Raw genomic sequence first — 20,415 nt, 5'->3', positions numbered from 1 at the left:
CGAGGCTTTGTTTTCTATGCACTTATCCAGACATCCGACCAGTTATCCCACCCGCTGGCAAGAGATTGCGGCAAAGCTCGAAGTGGAGCTGCGCACACACTACCGCTGCGGGGACTACCTGCCCGCCGAGCAGCAGCTTGCCGACCGCTATGAAGTGAACCGCCACACCCTGCGTCGCGCCATTGACCAGCTGGTCGAGCGCGGCTGGGTCCAGCGCCGTCAGGGCGTGGGCGTGCTGGTGCTGATGCGCCCGTTCGACTACCCGCTAAACGCCCAGGCGCGCTTTAGCCAGAACCTGCTGGATCAGGGCAGCCACCCGACCAGCGAAAAGCTGCTCTCGGTACTGCGTCCGGCCTCCAGCCACGTGGCGGACGCGCTGGGCATTCAGGAGGGCGACGATGTCATTCACCTGCGTACCCTGCGTCGCGTTAACGGCGTGGCGGTATGCCAGATAGACCATTACTTTGCGGACCTCGCCCTCTGGCCTGTGCTCCAGCATTTCTCCAGCGGCTCGCTGCATGATTTTCTTCAGGATGCGACCGGCATTGCGCTCAAGCGCACCCAGACCCGCATCAGCGCCCGTCGCGCGCAGGCGAAAGAGAGCAAAGTGCTCGAAATCCCCAATATGGCCCCGCTGCTCTGCGTGCGCACCCTCAACCACCGTGACGGCGAGATCAACGCGACGGAATACTCCGTCAGCCTGACCCGCGCCGACATGATCGAATTCACCATGGAGCACTGAATGCACTTCGACACCGCCACCCGACAGCGCTGGATGCGCGTGCTGGCCCACAGCCAGCCTGCCGCGCTGGCTGCCCGCATGAACGCGCTCAGCCTGACGCCAGACTACGACACCCTTCGCGCCCCGGAGATCGGCCTCGTTCAGATCCAGGCGCGCATGGGCGGCACCGGAGAACGCTTTTTCGCCGGAGATGCCACCCTCACCCGCGCGGCAATCCGCCTGAACAGCGGCACGCTGGGCTACAGCTACGTGCTGGGGCGCGACAAAGCGCACGCCGAGCGCTGCGCGGTGATCGACGCGCTTTTACAGGAACAACCCTATTTCCAGACGTTAATGGAAACCCTTATTGCCCCGCTGGAAGCCGACCGCGCCGCGCGCATTGCCGCACGTCAGGCCGAAGTGAATACCAGCCGGGTCGACTTCTTTACGCTCGTTCGCGGAGACAACGCATGACGCTTCAACCTGCTTTTACCCTGGCCGTCCAGGATGCCCAACACAGTTTTCGTCGCCTGCTGAAAGCGATGAGCGAGCCGGGCGTGATCGTCTCGCTGCACCAGCTCTCCCAGGGCTGGCTGCCGCTGAACCTGGCGACCACCAGCGTGCTGCTGACGCTTGCCGACAACGACACACCGGTGTGGCTTTCGGGCGCGCTGTCGAACGATATCGCCAGCCAGAACCTGCGTTTTCACACCAGCGCTCCGCTGGTCGATCAGCCCCAGCAGGCGGTTTTTGCCGTGGCTGACGAGCAAATCAGCCATGAGCAATTGAACGCCCTGAGCGAAGGCAGCGCCGTCGCCCCGGAGACCAGCGCCACGCTGATCCTGCAGGTCTCCAGCCTGAGCGGCGGCCGCATGCTGCGCCTCACGGGGGCAGGCATCGCCGACGAGCGCATGGTCGCGCCGCAACTGCCGGAGTGCATCATTCACGAGCTGACCGAGCGCCCGCACCCGTTCCCGCTGGGCATTGACCTGATCCTGACCTGCGGCGAGCGCCTGCTGGCAATCCCGCGGACCACCCACGTGGAGGTGTGCTGATGTACGTTGCCGTCAAAGGGGGCGAGAAGGCCATCGCCGCCGCCCATGCGCTACAGGCGCACAGACGACGGGGCGATGAACGGCTTCCCGAGCTGAGCGTCGCCCAGATTGAGCAGCAGCTAAATCTCGCCGTCGACCGCGTGATGACCGAGGGCGGCATCGCCGATCGCGAGCTGGCGGCGCTGGCCCTGAAGCAGGCCAGCGGCGACAACGTGGAAGCCATCTTCCTGCTGCGCGCCTACCGCACCACGCTCGCGAAACTGGCAGTCAGCGAGCCGGTGAATACGGCGGAGATGCGCCTGGAACGCCGCATTTCTGCCGTTTATAAAGACGTTCCCGGCGGCCAGCTGCTTGGCCCCACCTACGACTACACCCACCGCCTGCTGGATTTCACCCTGCTGGCGAACGGCGAATCGCCGCAGCTCAGCACCTCCGACGCCGAACAGGAACCGTCTCCGCACGTCTTCAGCCTGCTGGCAAAACAGGGCCTGGCGAAGACGGAAGAAGATTCAGGCGCGCAGCCGGATGACATCACCCGCACGCCGCCGGTTTACCCGTGCTCGCGCTCGTCCCGCCTGCAGCAGCTGATGCGCGGCGACGAAGGCTATCTGCTGGCGCTGGCCTACTCCACCCAGCGCGGCTACGGGCGCAACCACCCGTTTGCGGCCGAAATTCGCAGTGGCTATATCGACATTGAAATCGTACCGGAAGAGCTGGGTTTTGCGGTGAACGTCGGCGAACTGCTAATGACCGAGTGTGAAATGGTGAACGGTTTCGTCGCCCCGGAAGACGAAGACCCGCACTTTACCCGCGGCTACGGGCTGGTGTTCGGCCTCGGCGAGCGCAAGGCCATGGCCATGGCGCTGGTCGACCGCGCCCTGCAGGCACCGGACTACGGCGAGCACGTTGCAGGCCCGGCGCAGGACGAAGAGTTTGTGCTGGCCCACGCGGATAACGTTGAGGCCGCTGGCTTCGTCTCGCACCTCAAGCTGCCGCACTACGTCGATTTCCAGGCCGAACTGGAACTGCTGAAACGCCTGCAACGGGAGCGCAAAAATGGCTAACTTAAGCGGCTACAACTTTGCCTATCTGGATGAGCAAACCAAACGCATGATCCGCCGCGCCATCTTAAAAGCGGTGGCCATTCCGGGCTATCAGGTGCCGTTCGGCGGCCGCGAAATGCCGATGCCCTACGGCTGGGGCACGGGCGGTATTCAGATCACCGCCAGCGTGATCGGCAAGGCGGACGTGCTGAAGGTCATCGACCAGGGTGCCGACGACACCACCAACGCCGTGTCGATCCGCAGCTTCTTCCAGCGCGTAACCGGCGTCAATACCACCGAAAAAACCGAAGACGCAACGCTGATCCAGACCCGTCACCGCATCCCGGAAACCCCGCTCACTGAAGATCAGATTTTGATTTTCCAGGTGCCGATCCCGGAGCCGCTGCGTTTTATCGAGCCGCGCGAAACGGAAACCCGCACCATGCACGCGCTGGAAGAGTACGGCGTCATGCAGGTGAAGCTGTATGAGGATATCGCCCGCTTCGGCCATATCGCCACCACCTACGCCTACCCGGTGAAGGTGAACGGGCGCTACGTGATGGACCCGTCGCCAATCCCAAAATTCGATAACCCGAAGATGGACATGATGCCCGCCCTGCAGCTGTTCGGCGCCGGGCGCGAAAAGCGCATCTACGCCGTCCCGCCTTACACCCGCGTGGAAAGCCTGGATTTCGACGATCACCCGTTTACGGTGCAGGAGTGGGACGAGCCGTGCGCCATCTGCGGATCCAAACACAGCTATCTGGACGAGGTGGTGCTGGACGACACGGGCAAACGGATGTTTGTCTGCTCCGACACCGATTACTGCCGCCAACAGAGCGAGGCGAACGGCCAATGAAACCGCTGCTTTCGGTTAATAACCTGACTCACCTGTATGCGCCGGGCAAAGGCTTTAGCGACGTGTCGTTCGAGCTGTGGCCGGGCGAGGTGCTGGGGATCGTCGGCGAGTCCGGCTCCGGCAAAACCACCCTGCTGAAGTCCATCTCCGCACGCCTGACGCCGCAGAACGGCGACATTTTGTATGAGGGCGCCTCGCTGTACGGCATGAGCGAGGCCGGGCGCCGCCGCCTGCTGCGCACCGAGTGGGGCGTGGTGCATCAGCACCCGATGGACGGCCTGCGCCGTCAGGTCTCAGCCGGGGGCAACATCGGCGAACGCCTGATGGCTACCGGCGCGCGCCACTACGGCAACATCCGCGCCACCGCCCAGAACTGGCTGATCGATGTGGAAATCCCCGCCTCGCGCATCGACGACCTGCCGACAACCTTCTCCGGCGGGATGCAGCAGCGCCTGCAGATTGCGCGCAACCTGGTCACCCATCCGAAGCTGGTGTTTATGGATGAACCCACCGGCGGGCTGGACGTCTCCGTGCAGGCGCGCCTGCTCGACCTGCTGCGCGGCCTGGTGGTGGAGCTGAACCTCGCGGTGGTGATTGTCACCCACGATCTGGGCGTCGCGCGCCTGCTGGCGGACCGTCTGCTGGTGATGAAGCAGGGCCAGGTGGTGGAAAGTGGGTTAACCGACCGGGTGCTCGACGATCCACACCATCCGTACACCCAGCTGCTGGTGTCGTCCGTATTGCAGAACTGAGGTTGCTGTTGCCGGGTGGCGCTGCGCTTACCCGGCCTACGAACACCGCACCTGTAGGCCGGGTAAGGCGAAGCCGCCACCCGGCAAAACGTATCGCGAGGCCAACATGATCCACGTACAAAACGTAAGTAAGACCTTTGTGCTCCACCAGCAAAACGGCGTGCGTCTGCCGGTGCTGCAAAATGCCTCGTTAGAGGTCAACAGCGGCGAATGCGTGGTGCTGCACGGCCATTCCGGCAGCGGAAAATCCACCCTGCTACGCTCCCTGTACGCCAACTATCTGCCGGATGAAGGCCACATTCACATTCGCCACAACGATGAATGGGTCGATCTGGTGCAGGCCCCCGCGCGCAAAGTGCTGGAAGTGCGCCGCACGACGATCGGCTGGGTCAGCCAGTTTCTGCGGGTGATCCCGCGGATCTCCGCTCTGGACGTGGTGATGCAGCCGCTGCTGGATCTCGGCGTGCCGCGAGAAGCCTGCGCCGCCAAAGCCGCCAGCCTGCTGACGCGCCTCAACGTGCCGGAGCGCCTGTGGCACCTCGCTCCGTCGACCTTTTCCGGCGGCGAGCAGCAGCGCGTGAATATCGCCCGCGGGTTTATCGTCGACTACCCGATTTTACTTCTGGATGAACCCACCGCCTCGCTCGACGGCAAAAACAGCGCGGCCGTGGTGGAACTGATCGAACAGGCCAAAGCGCGCGGCGCGGCGATCGTCGGGATCTTCCACGACGACGCCGTACGCAGCCGCGTGGCGGACAGATTGCACCCGATGGGGATCCACGCATGATTATCAATAACGTCAGGCTGGTGCTGGAAAATGAAGTCGTTAATGGCTCGGTTGAAGTCCATGAAGGCGTTATTCGCGCCTTTGCCGAAACCCAAAGCCGTACCCCTGAAGCGATGGACGGTGAAGGCGGCTGGCTGCTGCCGGGGCTGATTGAGCTGCATACCGATAATCTGGACAAATTTTTCACCCCGCGCCCGAAGGTCGACTGGCCCGCCCATTCGGCGATGAGCAGCCATGACGCGCTGATGGTCGCCAGCGGCATCACCACCGTGCTGGACGCGGTGGCGATTGGCGACGTGCGCGACGGCGGCGATCGACTGGAGAATCTGGAGAAGATGATCAACGCCGTAGAGGAGACGCAAAAACGCGGCCTCAACCGCGCCGAGCACCGTCTGCACCTGCGCTGCGAGCTGCCGCACCACACCACCCTGCCGCTGTTTGAAAAACTGGTCGGGCGCGAGCCGGTGTCGCTGGTCTCCCTGATGGACCACTCGCCGGGGCAGCGCCAGTTCGCCAACATTGAAAAGTATCGCGAATACTATCAGGGCAAATATTCTCTCAGCGATGCGGAGATGGCCCGCTACGAGGAAGAGCAGCTGGCGCTTGCCGCCCAGTGGTCGCAGCCAAACCGTCTCAGGATTGCCGCGATGTGTCGTGACCGCAATATCGCGCTGGCCAGCCATGACGATGCCACGCACGATCACGTGCGCGAATCCCACCAGCTTGGCAGCGTGATCGCCGAATTTCCCACCACGTTTGAAGCGGCTGAAGCCTCCCGCAGGCACGGCATGAACGTGCTGATGGGCGCACCAAACATCGTGCGCGGCGGATCGCACTCCGGCAACGTCGCGGCAAGCAGGCTTGCCTCCCTGGATCTGCTGGATATTCTCTCGTCCGACTACTACCCCGCCAGCCTGCTGGATGCGGCGTTCCGGGTCGCCGACGACGAGAGCAACAGCTTTACGCTGCCGCAGGCGATTCGCCTGGTGACGAAAAACCCGGCCTCGGCGCTTAATCTTCAGGATCGCGGGGAAATCGCCGAGGGTAAACGCGCGGATCTGGTGCTGGCCCACCGCAAGGGCGAGCACGTTCACATCGACCACGTCTGGCGTCAGGGAAAAAGGGTGTTCTGATGGGAAGGCTCATCTGGTTAATGGGGCCCTCCGGCTCCGGTAAAGACAGCCTGCTGTCCGCCTTACGGCAGCGGGAACATCCGCAGCTGCTGGTCGCACACCGCTATATTACCCGCGCGGCCAATGCCGGGAGTGAAAACCATATCGCCCTGAGCGAGCAGGAGTTTTTCATCCGCGCCGGGCAAAACCTGCTGGCGCTGAGCTGGCACGCCAACGGTTATTACTATGGCGTGGGCATCGAAATCGACCTCTGGCTGCATGCGGGGTTCGACGTGCTGGTTAACGGCTCGCGTGCGCATCTGCCGCAAGCGCGCGCCCGCTATGAGGCGGCCCTGCTGCCGGTCTGCCTGCAGGTTTCGCCGGACGTTCTGCGCAGCCGGTTGCAGAGTCGGGGGCGTGAATCAGCCCGTGAGATCGATCAGCGGCTTGAGCGTGCGGCCCGCTATGCCCCGTCGGACTGCTACATCCTCAATAACGACGGAAGTTTGCTACAGTCAGTCGAGACCTTTTTATCGCTTATCCGTCAGAAGGAGAAACAGCATGCCTGACTGCCAGCTTCGCCCCGCCACCGCCGACGATGCGCAGAGTGTTTACGCCCTGATCTGCGAGCTCAAGCAGGCAGAGTTCGACCATCAGGCGTTCCACGCCGGGTTTCTTGCCAACCTGCAGGATCGCAACATGCGCTACCAGCTTGCGGAGAGAGAGGGACAGGTCATCGGCATGATCGGCCTGCACATGCAGTTTCACCTGCACCATGCGCGCTGGATCGGCGAGATCCAGGAGCTGGTCGTAATGCCGCAGGCGCGAGGGTTAAAGGTCGGAAGTCACCTGCTGGCCTGGGCGGAAGAGGTAGCGCGACAGGCCGGCGCGGAGCTGACCGAACTTTCCACCAGCGTGAAGCGCACCGACGCGCACCGTTTTTACGTTCGTGAAGGATACACGCAGAGCCATTTCCGATTCACCAAACCGCTGTAGAGGTGCGCTATGAGTCTGACCATCACGTTGACGGGAACGGGTGGCGCCCAGCTGGTGCCGGTCTTTGGCTGCGACTGCGCGGCGTGTCGCCGGGCGCGCCTGCAGGATAACTATCGCCGTCGCCCGTGCAGCGCGGTGGTGAAATTCAACGATGCCGTCACCCTGCTGGATGCCGGTATTCCGCACCTGATGGACGATTGGCCGGCGGGCAGCTTCCAGCAGTTCTTGCTCACCCATTACCATATGGATCACGTTCAGGGGCTGTTCCCCCTGCGCTGGGGCGTGGGGGCGACGATCCCGGTTTACGGTCCGCCGGACGACGCCGGATGCGACGACCTGTTTAAGCACCCCGGCATTCTGGATTTCAGCCACACGGTCGAACCGTTTGTGATGTTTGAGCTTCAGGGTTTGCGGGTCACGCCGCTGCCGCTCAACCATTCGAAACTGACCTTCGGGTATTTGCTGGAATCGGCCCACAGCCGCGTGGCCTGGCTCTCCGACACCGCCGGACTGCCGGAGAAAACGGTGAAGTTCCTGCTCAACAACCAGCCGCAGGCAATAATTTTCGACTGCAGCCATGAGCCGCGCGAGGAAACACCGCGAAACCATTGCGACTTAAATACCGTAATTGCGTTAAACGAAGCGATTGGCTGCCCGCAGGTGATCCTGACGCATATCAGCCATCAGTTTGACGTGTGGATGATGGATAACCCGCTGCCGCAGGGCATAGAAGCGGGCTATGACGGGATGGTGCTGGTGCTGGATTAGGTTTTCTCCCTCTCCCGTGGTTGAGGGCAACAGGCCGCACTTAGCCTCGATCGTAATCGTCTTCTAACCTGCGCTCATCCTCTTCTAACCGACGGCGATCGTCATCCAGCTGACGCTGACGTTCATCTAAACGACGGCGTCTGTCTTCAAGCTGCCGACGACGATCGTCGTATTGTCGACTGTCGATTTGACGGCTGCGGTCATAACGATCGTCGTCGTCATTGCTGCGGCTGCTGCCGGGGTTATAGGCATCGTTGATCGCCTGCTGAATGTTGCCAATAGCATCATCAACAATATCGGCATGAGCCAGTTGGCTGGTGAGTGACAGCAGACCGAATAACAGAGCAGTTGAGTAACGTTTCATAAGGCCAGACTCGCAGGTGAACTGGCCTTACGATAATGAACGGCGGGAAGCCGGGGTAGCGGAGGAATCTCAAATTACCATAACCTTGCGCAGCGCCTGCGCCAGCTGCACCCGCGTAAACGGCTTACGCAGTAGCGGGACGTCCGGCAGCTGAGGGTTATGCGCGGGCCGTAGATCCTGGCCGCTGATCAGCAGCACAGGAAGCTGCGGATAATGGCTGCGCACATGGTTAATCACCTCGGCGCCGCTGAGGCTGCCGGGCAGCATCAGGTCGCTGATAAACATGCCAATATCCGGCGACGCCGCCAGCATATTCAGCGCCTGCTCGCCGTTGTCCGCTTCCAGCGTCAGGTAGCCGAGCTGATGCAGCTGCTCGCACAGGGTTTGCCGAACATCGGCTTCATCTTCCAGCACCAGCACCAGCCGCTCGCTATCGACGGAGGCGGTGGCTGACAGCGCTTCATCGTCTGCCGCAGCAGGCAGCACCGAGCGCGGGAGGTGAAGCCGAACGGTCGTTCCCTGCCCCGGCGCGCTTTCAATTTCCACGCGGCCGCCGGACTGACGCACAAAGCCGTAGACCATCGACAGGCCTAACCCGCTTCCGCTTCCGGTCTGCTTGGTGGTGAAGAACGGTTCAAAGACCCGGGATTTCACCTCCTGCGACATGCCGCTGCCGCGGTCAATCACCTCCAGCGCCACCATATCCTGCCTGCGCCCGTCGCTGCGGGTGACGCGCTGATTCCAGGTCCGGATTTTAATCACCCCGCCTTGCCCTTCCATCGCATCGCGCGCGTTCATCACCAGGTTGATGATGGCGTTTTCCAGCTGGCTAACGTCAATCCACGCGGGCCACGCCGGGGTTTGCGCTTCAATCTCCAGGGTGAGGGTAGCAGGCAGGGAGTGGCGCATCAGCTCCCGGAGGTTCTCCAGCAGCGGCAGCATCTCTACCGCATGCGGCGTCAGGGACTGCTTGCGGGAAAACGCCAGCAGGCGCTGCGTCAGTAAGGCACCCCGCTCGGCCGCCTTCAGCGCCCGGGTAATGCGCGGCGCGTCTTTTGATTCGGGGTCGGTGAGCTCAAGGCTGCCGATGATTACCGCCAGCAGGTTGTTAAAATCATGCGCCAGCCCGCCGGTCAGCTGTCCGACCGCCTTCATCTTCTGGCTGTGCAGCAGCGCCTCTTCCAGCCCCTGACGCTCAACGCGGTCGATCTCCATCTGCGTGGTTTTCTCTTTCAGCAGGCGCGTGGTGTGCTCAAGCGAGGCGGTATTGCGGGCAAAAACGTTAAACGCGCGCGCCAGCTCGCCCAGCTCATCGCGCCGCTGGAGGGCGGGAACGGAGACATCCTGTTCGCCGTGAGCAAGGCGCGACATCGCCCGGGAAATCGCCGTCAGGTTAGAGGCCAGATTGCGGTAGATATACCAGCAGGCGCACCCGGTGATGATCAGCGCCAGCACGGCGAAGAAGCTGATAAACACGCTGATGGACTGCAGCTCGTGATGGCTCTGGGCCGTGCGAAGCCGGGAAGCCTGCGCCACCTGCCCGACGTACTGATTAATGTCGCTGTTGAGGATCGCCACCAGCGCCTTAATGTGGAACATATACCAGCTTATCGCCAGGTCGCTCTCTTCCAGCTGCTTCGACAGCGGGGCGAGCTTGCCTAACTCGGCATTAAAATCAGGCAGAACCCCCTTCACGACCGGCTGTACGGCACTCCGGGGCAGCGCTGCGGCCACGGCGTCCAGTTGCTGAACGGTCGCGCGCGGCGAAGGGGTGTCGATGGCGGCGGCGATCAGCCGGTCCATCTCCATCAGCTGCTGCGCATCCGGCACGTTGCTGTCGTAACGGCGGTTGATGTCCTGCAGATGACGCAGGTAGCTCTGGCTTTGATACAGCGAGCTCAGCAGCGCGTTACGCTCCAGATGGCGCCGCTGGCCGCGCTCAAGCATCTCCGTCACGCTCTGCTGTAGCTCATTGCTTCGTTGAATAATACGCGCCACCAGCGCCGGCTCCTGCTGCGCCAGCGGCGCTTCCGCAAGCTGTTCCAGCGAGCGGCGCAGCGCCATTTGCGTCTGCTTCAGGCGCTCGGCTTCGCCTTTGTACTCCAGCGCCCCGACGACCTGCGAAAGCCGCACCGCCGCCGTCGCCACGTTGGCGGTATCGCGGGCCAGGTTCATGCTGCCGGTCATATCGTCCAGCGTTTGCTGCTGAACCTGCTCCTGGATTTGACTGGCGTGACGAAAGCCGAGCACCGCCACGCCGCTCACCATTAGCGTCACGGCGACCACCAGCAGATTAAAAATCAGCAGGCGGCCTCGGGCGCTGGCGAAAAAGGGCGGACGGCGTGATGGCATGGGTTTGGGCTCCTGAGCGGTTTGGTGTCCCCTCACCCTAACCCTCTCCCCAAAGGGGCGAGGGAATGATTTGCTCCCTCTCCCTTTCAGGGAGAGGGCCGGGGTGAGGGTAGTTCAATAACTGTGATCTACATTAGCTATTCATAACTATGACAAATATGAACAGCTTCTGACATTTTGCATTTACGCACCTGTGATGAAGTGCAGATATCGGCATTCGCAGGAGATCCGCCATGACCAGAACCCCGGTATTAGAGATGCGCAGCATTGCCAAAACGTTTGGCAGTTTCCACGCGCTCAAGGGTGTGGATTTGACGGTCTTTCCCGGAGAGATCCACGCGCTGATGGGCGAAAACGGCGCGGGAAAAAGCACGCTGATGAAAATTCTCGCGGGAGCCTATACCGCCACCAGCGGTGAGATCCTGATCGACGGTCAGCCGTTTCACATTAAAGGGCCGAAAGATGCGCTGGCCGCAGGCATTACCCTGATTTATCAGGAGATGCAGCTCGCGCCCAACCTGACCGTTGCCGAAAATATTTTTCTTGGCAGCGAGCTGTCGCGCGGCGGGATGGTGCAGCGCAAAGAGATGGCCGCCCAGGCGCAGGCGGTGATTGAGCGCCTCGGCGCACAGTTCAATGCCACCGACCTGGTGATGAAGCTGACCATCGCCGAGCAGCAGCAGGTGGAAATCGCCCGCGCGCTGCACCGCAACAGCCGCATTCTGGTGATGGATGAACCCACCGCCGCCCTCTCCTCGCGGGAAACGCACCGCCTGTTCGAACTGATTTTGCGCCTGCGCGATGAAGGGATGGCGATCATCTATATCAGCCACCGCATGGCGGAAGTGTATGAACTTTCTGACCGCGTCAGCGTTCTGCGCGACGGGCAGTACGTCGGCAGCCTGACGCGCGACAAGCTGAACGCCTCCGAGCTGGTGCGCATGATGGTGGGCCGCCCGTTAAGCGATCTGTTCAACAAAGAGCGTGATATTCCCCTCGGCAGCCCGCGCCTCAACGTCCACCACCTCACCGACGGTAAAAAGGTACAGCCGTGCAGCCTGCAGGTCCGTTCCGGCGAAATCGTTGGGCTGGCGGGCCTGGTGGGGGCCGGGCGCTCCGAGCTGGCGCAGCTGATTTTCGGCGTGCGTAAAGCCACCGGCGGCATGATTGAGGTCGACGGCGAGCCGGTGGTGATCCACTCCCCGCGTGCGGCCATCGAAAACGGCATCGGTTTTCTCACCGAGAACCGCAAGGAGCAGGGGCTGTTTCTGGAGCTGGCGGCGCAGGAGAACATCACCATGGCGACGCTGGAGCGCGACGCGACCTTCGGTATGTTAAACCGCAAAAAAGCGCAGGCCATTTCCGATGACGCCATTGCCCTGCTTAACATCCGCGTGCCCCATTCGCAGGTTCGGGCGGGCGGGCTGTCCGGCGGCAATCAGCAAAAGCTGCTGATCTCCCGCTGGGTGGCCATCGGTCCGCGCATTCTGATTCTGGACGAACCCACGCGCGGCGTGGACGTCGGCGCGAAAAGCGAGATCTACCGCATCATGAACCAGATGGCGCGCAAAGGGGTGGCGATTTTAATGATCTCCAGCGAGCTGCCGGAAGTGGTGGGCATGAGCGACCGGGTGTACGTGATGCGGGAAGGCAGCATTTCGGGTGAACTCCACGGGCGCGACATCTCTCAGGAAAACATTATGACGCTGGCAACCGGCGTGAACGACACTCATCATCAGGCGGTGCAATCATGACAACTCCAACCCATCCGCAGCAGGTGGCGAAATCCGCCTCCGCCAAAAAAATGCTGATGAGCGATCTGATGCAAACGGTCGGCATCCTGCCGATTCTTATCCTGATTGTGGCGGTATTTGGCTTTATCGCCCCGAACTTCTTCACCGAGAGCAACCTGCTCAACATTACCCGTCAGGCGTCGATCAACATCGTGCTGGCGGCGGGAATGACCTTCATCATTTTAACCGGCGGGATTGACCTCTCCGTGGGCTCGATTCTGGGCACCACGGCGGTAGCGGCGATGGTGGTCTCGCTTATCCCTGAATTTGCGATGCTCTCCATTCCGGCAGCGCTGATGCTCGGCATGGTGCTGGGTCTGTTCAACGGCGCGCTGGTGGCCTTTGCCGGGCTGCCGCCCTTCATCGTGACGCTCGGCACCTATACGGCGCTGCGCGGCGCGGCGTATCTGCTGGCGGACGGCACGACGGTCATTAACTCCAACATCAGCTTCGAGTGGATCGGCAATAACTACCTCGGCCCGATCCCGTGGCTGGTTGTCATTGCCCTTGCGGTGATTGCGGTGTGCTGGTTCATCCTGCGCCGCACCACGCTCGGCGTCCACATCTACGCGGTGGGCGGCAACATGCAGGCGGCGCGACTGACCGGCATCAAGGTCTGGCTGGTGCTGCTGTTTGTCTACGGCATGAGCGGCCTGCTCTCCGGGCTCGGCGGCGTGATGAGCGCCTCGCGCCTCTACAGCGCCAACGGCAACCTCGGCACGGGCTACGAGCTGGATGCGATTGCGGCGGTGATCCTCGGCGGCACCAGCTTCGTCGGCGGGATCGGCACGATCACCGGCACGCTGGTCGGCGCATTAATCATCGCCACCCTCAACAACGGCATGACGCTGATGGGCGTCTCCTACTTCTGGCAGCTGGTGATCAAAGGGGCGGTGATCATCATAGCGGTGCTGATCGACAAATACCGTACCCGACACCATCAAAGTGCATAACAACAAAACCCTACAGCTTCGAGGAAAACAACATGCGTTTGAAACCGTTAGTGACCGCGCTCTGTGCTGGCGCGCTGCTTGCCGCAACGCCGTTTGCGCAGGCAAAAGATCTGAAGTCCATCGGCGTGACGGTGGGCGACCTGGCCAACCCGTTCTTTGTGCAGATCACCAAAGGTGCCGAGCTGGAAGCGCGCAAGCTGGCTGGCGATAACGTCAAGGTGACGCTGGTCTCCAGCGGTTACGATCTGGGCCAGCAGGTGGCGCAGATCGATAACTTCATCGCCGCGAAGGTGGACATGATCATCCTCAACGCCGCGGATTCCAAAGGGATCGGACCGGCGGTGAAGCGCGCGAAGGACGCCGGGATCGTGGTCGTTGCGGTTGACGTGGCGGCGGAAGGGGCGGATGCGACCATCACCTCCGATAACACCCAGGCGGGCGAAATGGCCTGTAAGTACATTACCGATCGCCTGAAAGGCAAAGGCAACGTGGTGATCATCAACGGACCGCCGGTCTCTGCGGTGCAAAACCGCGTGGAAGGCTGCCAGACGGAATTCAAAAAACATCCGGATATCAAGGTGCTCTCGGATAACCAAAACGCCAAGGGCAGTCGTGAAGGCGGTCTGGAAGTCATGACCTCCCTGCTGGCGGCCAATCCGAAGATCGACGGCGTGTTTGCGATTAACGATCCGACGGCGATCGGTGCCGATCTGGCCGCGAAGCAGGCTCAGCGCAACGAGTTCTTTATCGTCGGCGTGGATGGCAGCCCGGACGGTGAGGAAGCGCTGAAGCGCGAAAACTCGCTGTTTGTCGCGACCCCGGCGCAGGATCCGCAGGTGATGGCGGCAAAAGCGGTGGAGATCGGCTATGACATTCTACAGGGCAAACCTGCGCCGAAAGCGCCGGTGCTGATCCCGGTGACGATGATCGATAAAAAGAACGTCGGGACCTATAAGGGGTGGACGGTTAAGTAACCTCGTTGCGGCCTGATGCCCTCACCCTAACCCTCTCCCACAGGGAGAGGGAACTTATTTCCCCCTCTCCTTGAGGGAGAGGGCCGGGGTGAGGGGATGGCATAAAATTCAAGGAGTCCCCATGAAACGCTCCGACATCAATGAAATTCTCGGCCACACGCGACAGTTTTTTTCCATGCACGACGTGCACCTCCCGCCTTTTGCCAGCTTTCCGCCAACGAAATGGCAGCAGCTTGACCAGGCCGCATGGCAGGAAGTGTTCGACCTCAAGCTCGGCTGGGACGTGACGGCGTTCGGCGGCAACAGCTTTGCCGCTGAGGGCCTGACGCTGTTTACCCTGCGCAACGGCTCGCCCAACGGCGTGCCTTATGAAAAGTGCTATGCCGAAAAAATTATGCACGTGCGCGACGGCCAGGTGACGCCGATGCATTTTCACTGGCGCAAGCGGGAAGACATCATCAACCGGGGCGGCGGGAATCTGATTATTGAGTTATGGAATGCCGGGGCGCATGAAGAGACGGAAAACACCGACGTGACGGTCACCGTCGACGGCTGCCGTCAGACCCACGCGCCCGGAAGCCAGCTGCGCCTCACACCAGGGGAAAGCATCTGCCTGACACCCACTCTGTACCACAGCTTCTGGGGCGAACGCGGCTTCGGCGACGTGCTGGTTGGGGAGGTGTCATCGGTAAACGACGACGAGCACGACAACCACTTTTTGCAGCCCGTTGCCCGCTATAACAACATCGAAGAAGACGAACCGGCGCTGCTGGTGCTGTGCAACGAGTACAACCTGTTCCGGATATAAGGAGTAAATGATGCCATTGATCTCTCTTGCCGACGGTCTGGAGCACGCCAGGGCGCATCGCTACGCGCTGGGCGCGTTTAACGTGCTCGACTCCCACTTCCTGCGCGCGCTGTTCGCCGCCGCGAAGCAGGAACGCTCGCCGTTTATCATCAACATCGCCGAAGTGCATTTTAAGTACGTCTCCCTGGATTCGCTTGTCGAAGCGGTTAAGTTCGAAGCCGCCCGTCACGATATTCCCGTGGTGCTCAACCTCGACCACGGCCTGCATTTCGAGGCGGTGGTGCGCGCCCTGCGCTTAGGGTTCAGCTCGGTAATGTTCGATGGCTCTACGCTGAGCTATGAGGAGAACATTCGCCAGACGCGGGAGGTGGTGAAGATGTGCCACGCGGTCGGCGTGTCGGTGGAGGCGGAGCTGGGCGCGGTCGGTGGCGATGAAGGCGGCGCGCTGTACGGTCATGCGGATGAAGCGTTCTTTACCGATCCGCAGCTGGCGCGCGAATTTGTCGATTCAACCGGCATTGACGCGCTGGCGGTTGCCATCGGCAACGCGCACGGCAAATACAAAGGCGAGCCGAAACTCGATTTCCCACGCCTGGACGCCATTCGCCAGCAGACGGGGCTGCCGCTGGTTTTACACGGCGGCTCCGGGATTAGCGATGCCGACTTCCGCCGCGCCATCGAGCTCGGCATTCATAAAATTAACTTCTACACCGGCATGTCGCAGGCCGCACTCGCCGCCGTTGAGCAGCGCATGGCGAACCGCCAGCCGCTGTACGATGAATTTGCCGAGCTGTTGCTGGGGATAGAAGAGGCGATTGCCGATACGGTCGCCGAACAGATGCGCATCTTCGGCAGCGCGGGGCAGGCATAATGGAACGCAAAGGTATCATCGCCGCAGGCAACATGCTGGTGGATCACGTCCACCAGATCGTGCAGTGGCCGGAGCGCGGCTGGCTGGCGGAAATCACCCACAGCGAACGCTCAACCGGCGGCGCGCCGCTCAACGTGCTGCTGACGCTGGCGAAAATGCACGTTGGCCTGCCGCTGCAGGCGGTGGGGCTGATTGGCGAAGATGCCGACGGGGATTACATTCTGGCGATGCTGGACCAGTACCACGTCAACCGCCAGCGCGTCCAGCGCACCACCTTTGCACCAACCTCCATGTCGCAGGTGATGACCGATCCCAGCGGACAGCGCACCTTTTTCCACTCGCCGGGCGCCAACCGCCTGCTGGATCTTCCCGCCTTCGATCGCTTAGACGGATCGATGAAGATCTTCCATCTCGGCTACCTGCTGCTGCTCGACAGCCTGGATATGCCCGATGACGAGTTTGGCACCCGCAGCGCGCGCCTGCTGGCGCAGATGCGCGACCAGGGGTATGAAACGTCGCTCGATCTGGTTTCCCGCAAGGGCGACCCGCGCTATCAGCCGCTGGTGCTCCCAGCCCTGCGCCACCTTGATTATCTGGTGATTAACGAGCTGGAAGCCGGGGAGTTTAGCGGACTGGAGATGCGCGACGCCGACGATGCGCTGAATATCGCCCATATCGCCGATGCCGCGACGCAGCTGCTGGCGGCAGGCGTGCGTCAGCGGGTGGTGATCCACTGTCCGGAAGGCGCATGGGGCGAAGCGCCGGGTGAGCAAGGTCGCTGGATCCCCTCATGGTTACTGGAGCAGAAAGAGATTGTCGGCAGCGTTGGCGCGGGCGATGCGTTTTGCGCGGGGTTTTTATACGGCTGCCATGAATCGCTCCCGCTCACGGAGAGCATTTATCTGGCACACGCCTGCGCGCGGGCCAGCCTGCTGGCCGCCAACGCGATTGACGGCGCGAAAACGCTGGCCGAGCTGCAGCTGTTTATCAAAGAGAATACCTAGGCCGCTTTCTCGCTATGGGAAACGTCGGTGGCAAACACATAGCCCAGCCCACGGATGGTTTTGATGAGCGCAGGCTGATGCGGGTTAGCCTCTATCTTCCGGCGCAGGCGCATGATCAACACGTCAATCGTGCGGTCGAACACGTCCGCGCTTTCGCTGTGGGTCAGCTCAAGCAGCCGGTCACGGCTCAGCACCCGACGGGCATTTTGCGTGAGCGCCAGCAGCAAGCCGTACTCGCCCTGGGTTAAGGGGACAGGGTTACGCTGCGGATCGCTCAGTTCACAGCGGGTGGTATCGAGCGTCCATCCGTTAAAAGCAATGCCCGCGACGGGCGCTGCGGGAACTTCCGCCGCCAGCACGCCGGTACGGCGCAATACCGCTTTTACGCGGGCGACCACCACGCGCGGGTTGAAAGGTTTGCCGATATAATCGTCAGCCCCCATCTCCAGCCCCACCACCACGTCTGACTCACTGCCCAGCCCGGTTAACATGATCACCGGCAGCGCTGGGCGCTGCTTTTGCAGCTGCAGCAAAACCTGTAAGCCGTTGATATCCGGCAGCATCATATCCAGCAGCACCAGCGCGATATTCGGCTCCTGCTGTACCTGCCGCAGTGCATCCTGGCCGTTATGGCAGACAAGCACACTAAAGACGTGCTCGCTCAGCACGTCCTGAAGCAGTTCGCAGACTGCCGTATCGTCATCAACCACCAGGATCGCCGGTTTCATCGTATGCTTCCGTCAGGGGATTATGTTAAGTCTGAACCATTCTGCCGTCGGCTCCAGTCAAATGGTTTTTTCAGTGACGGAAATTCAACCCATGTCACATCCGCTGCCCTGTCGACACGTCAATTTTGACGATTGGCTGCTTTTTGTCAGGGTTTTCACCGCGAAGGGACCGTAAAGTCAGGGTATACCCATACAAAAAACATGGCATAGAAGCTGCATAGTGGGTGCGAATGATTCGATTAACTGGAGCAGACTGATGAAAAAAGTCGTCACGGTTTGCCCTTATTGTGCCTCAGGTTGCAAGATCCACCTGGTGGTCGATAACGGCAAAATCGTCCGGGCGGAGGCCGCACAGGGGAAAACCAACCAGGGCACGCTATGCCTGAAAGGTTACTACGGCTGGGATTTTATTAACGATACCCAAATCCTCACCCCGCGCCTGAAAACCCCTATGATCCGCCGCGAGCGCGGCGGCAAGCTGGAAGCCGTCTCCTGGAGCGAGGCGCTGGATTACGTCGCCACGCGTCTGAGCGCCATCAAGGCCAAGTATGGCCCGGATGCAATTCAGACCACCGGCTCTTCACGCGGGACGGGGAATGAAACCAACTATGTGATGCAAAAATTCGCGCGCGCCGTTATTGGAACCAATAACGTCGACTGCTGCGCTCGCGTTTGACACGGCCCATCGGTTGCAGGTCTGCACCAGTCGGTCGGTAACGGCGCAATGAGTAATGCCATCAACGAGATAGATAACACCGATCTCGTCTTCATCTTTGGTTATAACCCGGCGGATTCTCACCCTATCGTCGCGAACCACGTTATTCGCGCTAAGCAGAACGGGGCGAAAATCATCGTCTGCGATCCGCGCAAAATTGAAACCGCGCGCATTGCGGATATGCACATCGCGTTGAAAAACGGCTCGAACATCGCGCTGTTGAACGCAATGGGGCACGTCATTATTGAGGAGAACCTGTACGACCAGGCGTTTGTCGCGACCCGTACGGAAGGTTTTGAAGAGTATCGGAAAATTGTCGAAGGCTATACGCCAGAGTCGGTGGAAACAATCACCGGCGTCAGCGCGCAGGAGATCCGCCAGGCGGCACGGATGTATGCCGGGGCGAAAACCGCCGCCATCCTGTGGGGAATGGGCGTGACCCAGTTCTATCAGGGCGTGGAAACCGTGCGTTCTCTGACAAGCCTCGCGATGCTGACCGGCAATCTGGGTAAAGCGCACGTCGGCGTTAACCCGGTACGTGGTCAGAATAACGTCCAGGGCGCCTGCGATATGGGCGCGCTGCCGGACACCTACCCGGGCTACCAGTACGTGAAGTTCCCGGAAAACCGCGCTAAGTTCGCGAAGGCCTGGGGCGTGGAAAGCCTGCCGGAACACACCGGGTATCGCATTAGCGAGCTGCCGCACCGCGCGGCGCACGGCGAAGTGCGTGCGGCCTACATCATGGGCGAAGATCCGCTTCAGACCGACGCCGAGCTGTCTGCTGTGCGCAAAGGGTTTGAGGATCTGGAGCTGGTGATTGTCCAGGATATCTTCATGACCAAAACCGCGGCGGCGGCGGATGTGATTCTACCGTCAACCTCCTGGGGCGAGCATGAAGGCGTCTACACGGCGGCGGACCGCGGCTTCCAGCGCTTCTTTAAGGCGGTCGAGCCGAAGTGGGACCTGAAAACGGACTGGCAGATCATCAGCGAAATCGCCACCCGCATGGGCTACCCGATGCACTACAACAACACTCAGGAGATCTGGGACGAGCTGCGCAGTCTGTGCCCGGACTTCTACGGGGCAACCTACGAAAAAATGGGTGAGCTGGGATACATCCAGTGGCCGTGTCGCGATGAGTCCGAAGCCGATCAGGGGACGTCATACCTCTTTAAAGAGAAGTTCGACACCCCGAACGGGCTGGCGCAGTTCTTCACCTGCGACTGGGTCGCGCCAATCGATAAGCTCACCGACGAGTATCCGATGGTGCTCTCCACCGTGCGTGAAGTGGGCCACTATTCCTGTCGTTCGATGACCGGCAACTGCGCCGCGCTGGCGGCGCTGGCGGACGAACCGGGCTACGCGCAAATCAACACCGCCGACGCTGAGCGCCTCGGCATTGAGGATGAAGCGCTGGTGTGGGTGAACTCGCGCAAAGGCCGGATCATTACCCGTGCGCAGGTCAGCGATCGTCCGAACAAAGGGGCGGTCTATATGACCTACCAGTGGTGGATTGGCGCCTGTAACGAGCTGGTGACGGAGAACTTAAGTCCGATAACCAAAACGCCGGAGTATAAATACTGCGCCGTACGCGTGGAGCCGATTGCGGATCAGCACGCTGCGGAACAGTATGTCATCGACGAATATAACAAGCTGAAAGCCCGACTGCGCGAAAGCGCAATGGGCTGAAGCCGTTAATTAATCAGTGAATAAAGGGAGTGAGATATTCACTCCCTTTTTATTTCCGATTAACTCATCAA

21 protein-coding genes are annotated in these 20,415 nt (G+C 61.1%); 18 read left to right on the top strand and 3 right to left on the bottom strand.

Translation table 11 applies throughout. From position 1 onward, the window contains the following. Positions 1-16: 16 nt before the first annotated feature. The 11 genes from phnF (at position 17) to phnP (ending at position 8,093) form a co-directional block, all read left to right on the top strand. Positions 17-742 (top strand): phosphonate metabolism transcriptional regulator PhnF, encoded by a 726-nt coding sequence (gene phnF, locus QMN93_RS16900; RefSeq protein ID WP_023310091.1) that lies wholly within the window; start codon positions 17-19, stop codon positions 740-742. After that, positions 743-1,195, top strand: a complete 453-nt coding sequence (phnG, locus tag QMN93_RS16895; RefSeq protein ID WP_033144437.1) for a phosphonate C-P lyase system protein PhnG — start codon at positions 743-745, stop codon at positions 1,193-1,195. Beyond that, a complete protein-coding gene (phnH, locus tag QMN93_RS16890; RefSeq protein ID WP_032662532.1) occupies positions 1,192-1,776 on the top strand; it encodes a phosphonate C-P lyase system protein PhnH in 585 nt (194 codons plus the stop codon). Before phnG ends, phnH begins: the two co-directional genes overlap by 4 nt. Continuing rightward, positions 1,776-2,840 (top strand): carbon-phosphorus lyase complex subunit PhnI, encoded by a 1,065-nt coding sequence (locus QMN93_RS16885; protein ID WP_033144436.1) that lies wholly within the window; start codon positions 1,776-1,778, stop codon positions 2,838-2,840. The genes phnH and QMN93_RS16885 overlap by 1 nt, the downstream gene beginning before the upstream one ends. Then, complete coding sequence (phnJ, locus tag QMN93_RS16880) at positions 2,833-3,678, top strand: alpha-D-ribose 1-methylphosphonate 5-phosphate C-P-lyase PhnJ (protein ID WP_193138788.1); 846 nt, start codon at positions 2,833-2,835, stop codon at positions 3,676-3,678. The genes QMN93_RS16885 and phnJ overlap by 8 nt, the downstream gene beginning before the upstream one ends. Further along, complete coding sequence (gene phnK, locus QMN93_RS16875) at positions 3,675-4,430, top strand: phosphonate C-P lyase system protein PhnK (RefSeq protein WP_182382927.1); 756 nt, start codon at positions 3,675-3,677, stop codon at positions 4,428-4,430. Before phnJ ends, phnK begins: the two co-directional genes overlap by 4 nt. Positions 4,431-4,536: 106 nt before the next feature. Further along, on the top strand, positions 4,537-5,217 hold the full coding sequence (gene phnL, locus QMN93_RS16870) for a phosphonate C-P lyase system protein PhnL (RefSeq protein ID WP_182382926.1): 681 nt from the start codon (positions 4,537-4,539) through the stop codon (positions 5,215-5,217). Continuing rightward, positions 5,214-6,350, top strand: coding sequence for an alpha-D-ribose 1-methylphosphonate 5-triphosphate diphosphatase (phnM, locus tag QMN93_RS16865; RefSeq protein ID WP_182382925.1), 1,137 nt, complete (start codon positions 5,214-5,216; stop codon positions 6,348-6,350). The genes phnL and phnM overlap by 4 nt, the downstream gene beginning before the upstream one ends. Continuing rightward, positions 6,347-6,898 carry a ribose 1,5-bisphosphokinase gene (gene phnN, locus QMN93_RS16860; protein ID WP_182383939.1) on the top strand — a complete coding sequence of 184 codons (552 nt, stop codon included), beginning with the start codon at positions 6,347-6,349 and terminating at the stop codon, positions 6,896-6,898. The genes phnM and phnN overlap by 4 nt, the downstream gene beginning before the upstream one ends. Further along, positions 6,891-7,325, top strand: coding sequence for an aminoalkylphosphonate N-acetyltransferase (phnO, locus tag QMN93_RS16855; protein ID WP_143346411.1), 435 nt, complete (start codon positions 6,891-6,893; stop codon positions 7,323-7,325). Before phnN ends, phnO begins: the two co-directional genes overlap by 8 nt. Before the next feature lie 9 nt (positions 7,326-7,334). After that, a complete protein-coding gene (phnP, locus tag QMN93_RS16850; protein ID WP_182382924.1) occupies positions 7,335-8,093 on the top strand; it encodes a phosphonate metabolism protein PhnP in 759 nt (252 codons plus the stop codon). A gap of 40 nt (positions 8,094-8,133) precedes the next feature. Here phnP and yjdP read toward each other — a convergent pair whose 3' ends face one another. After that, complete coding sequence (gene yjdP / locus QMN93_RS16845; protein ID WP_039262386.1) at positions 8,134-8,457, bottom strand: DDRRRQL repeat protein YjdP; 324 nt, start codon at positions 8,455-8,457, stop codon at positions 8,134-8,136. Between the two features lie 69 nt (positions 8,458-8,526). Then, positions 8,527-10,809, bottom strand: a complete 2,283-nt coding sequence (locus QMN93_RS16840; RefSeq protein ID WP_064672976.1) for an ATP-binding protein — start codon at positions 10,807-10,809, stop codon at positions 8,527-8,529. A 233-nt stretch (positions 10,810-11,042) separates the two neighbouring features. On the opposite strand from QMN93_RS16840, the gene QMN93_RS16835 reads away from it, so the two are divergent. The 6 genes from QMN93_RS16835 to QMN93_RS16810 all read left to right on the top strand — a co-directional run bounded on the left by QMN93_RS16835 (position 11,043) and on the right by QMN93_RS16810 (position 17,212). After that, the gene (locus QMN93_RS16835; RefSeq protein WP_323619801.1) at positions 11,043-12,563 is read left to right on the top strand and encodes a sugar ABC transporter ATP-binding protein; all 1,521 of its coding nucleotides are present in this window, start codon (positions 11,043-11,045) and stop codon (positions 12,561-12,563) included. Further along, positions 12,560-13,555 carry a ribose ABC transporter permease gene (locus QMN93_RS16830; RefSeq protein WP_023310077.1) on the top strand — a complete coding sequence of 332 codons (996 nt, stop codon included), beginning with the start codon at positions 12,560-12,562 and terminating at the stop codon, positions 13,553-13,555. The genes QMN93_RS16835 and QMN93_RS16830 overlap by 4 nt, the downstream gene beginning before the upstream one ends. Positions 13,556-13,587: 32 nt before the next feature. After that, positions 13,588-14,529, top strand: coding sequence for an ABC transporter substrate-binding protein (locus tag QMN93_RS16825; RefSeq protein WP_021242935.1), 942 nt, complete (start codon positions 13,588-13,590; stop codon positions 14,527-14,529). A 121-nt stretch (positions 14,530-14,650) separates the two neighbouring features. After that, positions 14,651-15,337: a D-lyxose/D-mannose family sugar isomerase gene (locus QMN93_RS16820; protein WP_047059282.1), complete on the top strand. Its 687-nt coding sequence runs from the start codon at positions 14,651-14,653 to the stop codon at positions 15,335-15,337. Positions 15,338-15,347: 10 nt separating this feature from the next. Then, positions 15,348-16,208: a ketose 1,6-bisphosphate aldolase gene (locus QMN93_RS16815; RefSeq protein ID WP_033144425.1), complete on the top strand. Its 861-nt coding sequence runs from the start codon at positions 15,348-15,350 to the stop codon at positions 16,206-16,208. Next, positions 16,208-17,212 (top strand): carbohydrate kinase family protein, encoded by a 1,005-nt coding sequence (locus tag QMN93_RS16810; RefSeq protein WP_039262394.1) that lies wholly within the window; start codon positions 16,208-16,210, stop codon positions 17,210-17,212. The genes QMN93_RS16815 and QMN93_RS16810 overlap by 1 nt, the downstream gene beginning before the upstream one ends. On the opposite strand, the gene QMN93_RS16805 is transcribed toward QMN93_RS16810, so the two are convergent. Continuing rightward, entirely contained in the window at positions 17,209-17,940 is a 732-nt protein-coding gene (locus tag QMN93_RS16805) for a response regulator (RefSeq protein WP_029740750.1), read from the bottom strand. The genes QMN93_RS16810 and QMN93_RS16805 overlap by 4 nt on opposite strands. Positions 17,941-18,196: 256 nt before the next feature. Between QMN93_RS16805 and fdhF the strand changes: the two genes are divergently transcribed. Continuing rightward, complete coding sequence (gene fdhF, locus QMN93_RS16800) at positions 18,197-20,344, top strand: formate dehydrogenase subunit alpha (protein WP_080277752.1); 2,148 nt, start codon at positions 18,197-18,199, stop codon at positions 20,342-20,344. Positions 20,345-20,415: the final 71 nt, after the last annotated feature.

The organism is Enterobacter sp. R-1.6.2 (genome assembly GCF_035064085.1).
Classification (GTDB): domain Bacteria; phylum Pseudomonadota; class Gammaproteobacteria; order Enterobacterales; family Enterobacteriaceae; genus Enterobacter; species Enterobacter asburiae_B.
This window is presented reverse-complemented; position numbering and strand designations above follow the sequence as displayed.

Bases quoted from the DNA above. Each gene is read 5' to 3' on its own strand.
- phnP (WP_182382924.1), top strand. From the start codon at position 7,335: ATGAGTCTGACCATCACGTTGACGGGAACGGGTGGCGCCCAGCTGGTG.
- QMN93_RS16830 (WP_023310077.1), top strand. From the start codon at position 12,560: ATGACAACTCCAACCCATCCGCAGCAGGTGGCGAAATCCGCCTCCGCC.
- phnO (WP_143346411.1), top strand. From the start codon at position 6,891: ATGCCTGACTGCCAGCTTCGCCCCGCCACCGCCGACGATGCGCAGAGT.
- phnL (WP_182382926.1), top strand. From the start codon at position 4,537: ATGATCCACGTACAAAACGTAAGTAAGACCTTTGTGCTCCACCAGCAA.
- QMN93_RS16885 (WP_033144436.1), top strand. From the start codon at position 1,776: ATGTACGTTGCCGTCAAAGGGGGCGAGAAGGCCATCGCCGCCGCCCAT.
- QMN93_RS16810 (WP_039262394.1), top strand. From the start codon at position 16,208: ATGGAACGCAAAGGTATCATCGCCGCAGGCAACATGCTGGTGGATCAC.
- QMN93_RS16825 (WP_021242935.1), top strand. From the start codon at position 13,588: ATGCGTTTGAAACCGTTAGTGACCGCGCTCTGTGCTGGCGCGCTGCTT.
- QMN93_RS16840 (WP_064672976.1), bottom strand. From the start codon at position 10,809: ATGCCATCACGCCGTCCGCCCTTTTTCGCCAGCGCCCGAGGCCGCCTG.
- QMN93_RS16835 (WP_323619801.1), top strand. From the start codon at position 11,043: ATGACCAGAACCCCGGTATTAGAGATGCGCAGCATTGCCAAAACGTTT.
- QMN93_RS16805 (WP_029740750.1), bottom strand. From the start codon at position 17,940: ATGAAACCGGCGATCCTGGTGGTTGATGACGATACGGCAGTCTGCGAA.
- phnM (WP_182382925.1), top strand. From the start codon at position 5,214: ATGATTATCAATAACGTCAGGCTGGTGCTGGAAAATGAAGTCGTTAAT.
- phnK (WP_182382927.1), top strand. From the start codon at position 3,675: ATGAAACCGCTGCTTTCGGTTAATAACCTGACTCACCTGTATGCGCCG.
- yjdP (WP_039262386.1), bottom strand. From the start codon at position 8,457: ATGAAACGTTACTCAACTGCTCTGTTATTCGGTCTGCTGTCACTCACC.
- phnJ (WP_193138788.1), top strand. From the start codon at position 2,833: ATGGCTAACTTAAGCGGCTACAACTTTGCCTATCTGGATGAGCAAACC.
- phnG (WP_033144437.1), top strand. From the start codon at position 743: ATGCACTTCGACACCGCCACCCGACAGCGCTGGATGCGCGTGCTGGCC.
- QMN93_RS16815 (WP_033144425.1), top strand. From the start codon at position 15,348: ATGCCATTGATCTCTCTTGCCGACGGTCTGGAGCACGCCAGGGCGCAT.
- phnH (WP_032662532.1), top strand. From the start codon at position 1,192: ATGACGCTTCAACCTGCTTTTACCCTGGCCGTCCAGGATGCCCAACAC.
- QMN93_RS16820 (WP_047059282.1), top strand. From the start codon at position 14,651: ATGAAACGCTCCGACATCAATGAAATTCTCGGCCACACGCGACAGTTT.
- phnF (WP_023310091.1), top strand. From the start codon at position 17: ATGCACTTATCCAGACATCCGACCAGTTATCCCACCCGCTGGCAAGAG.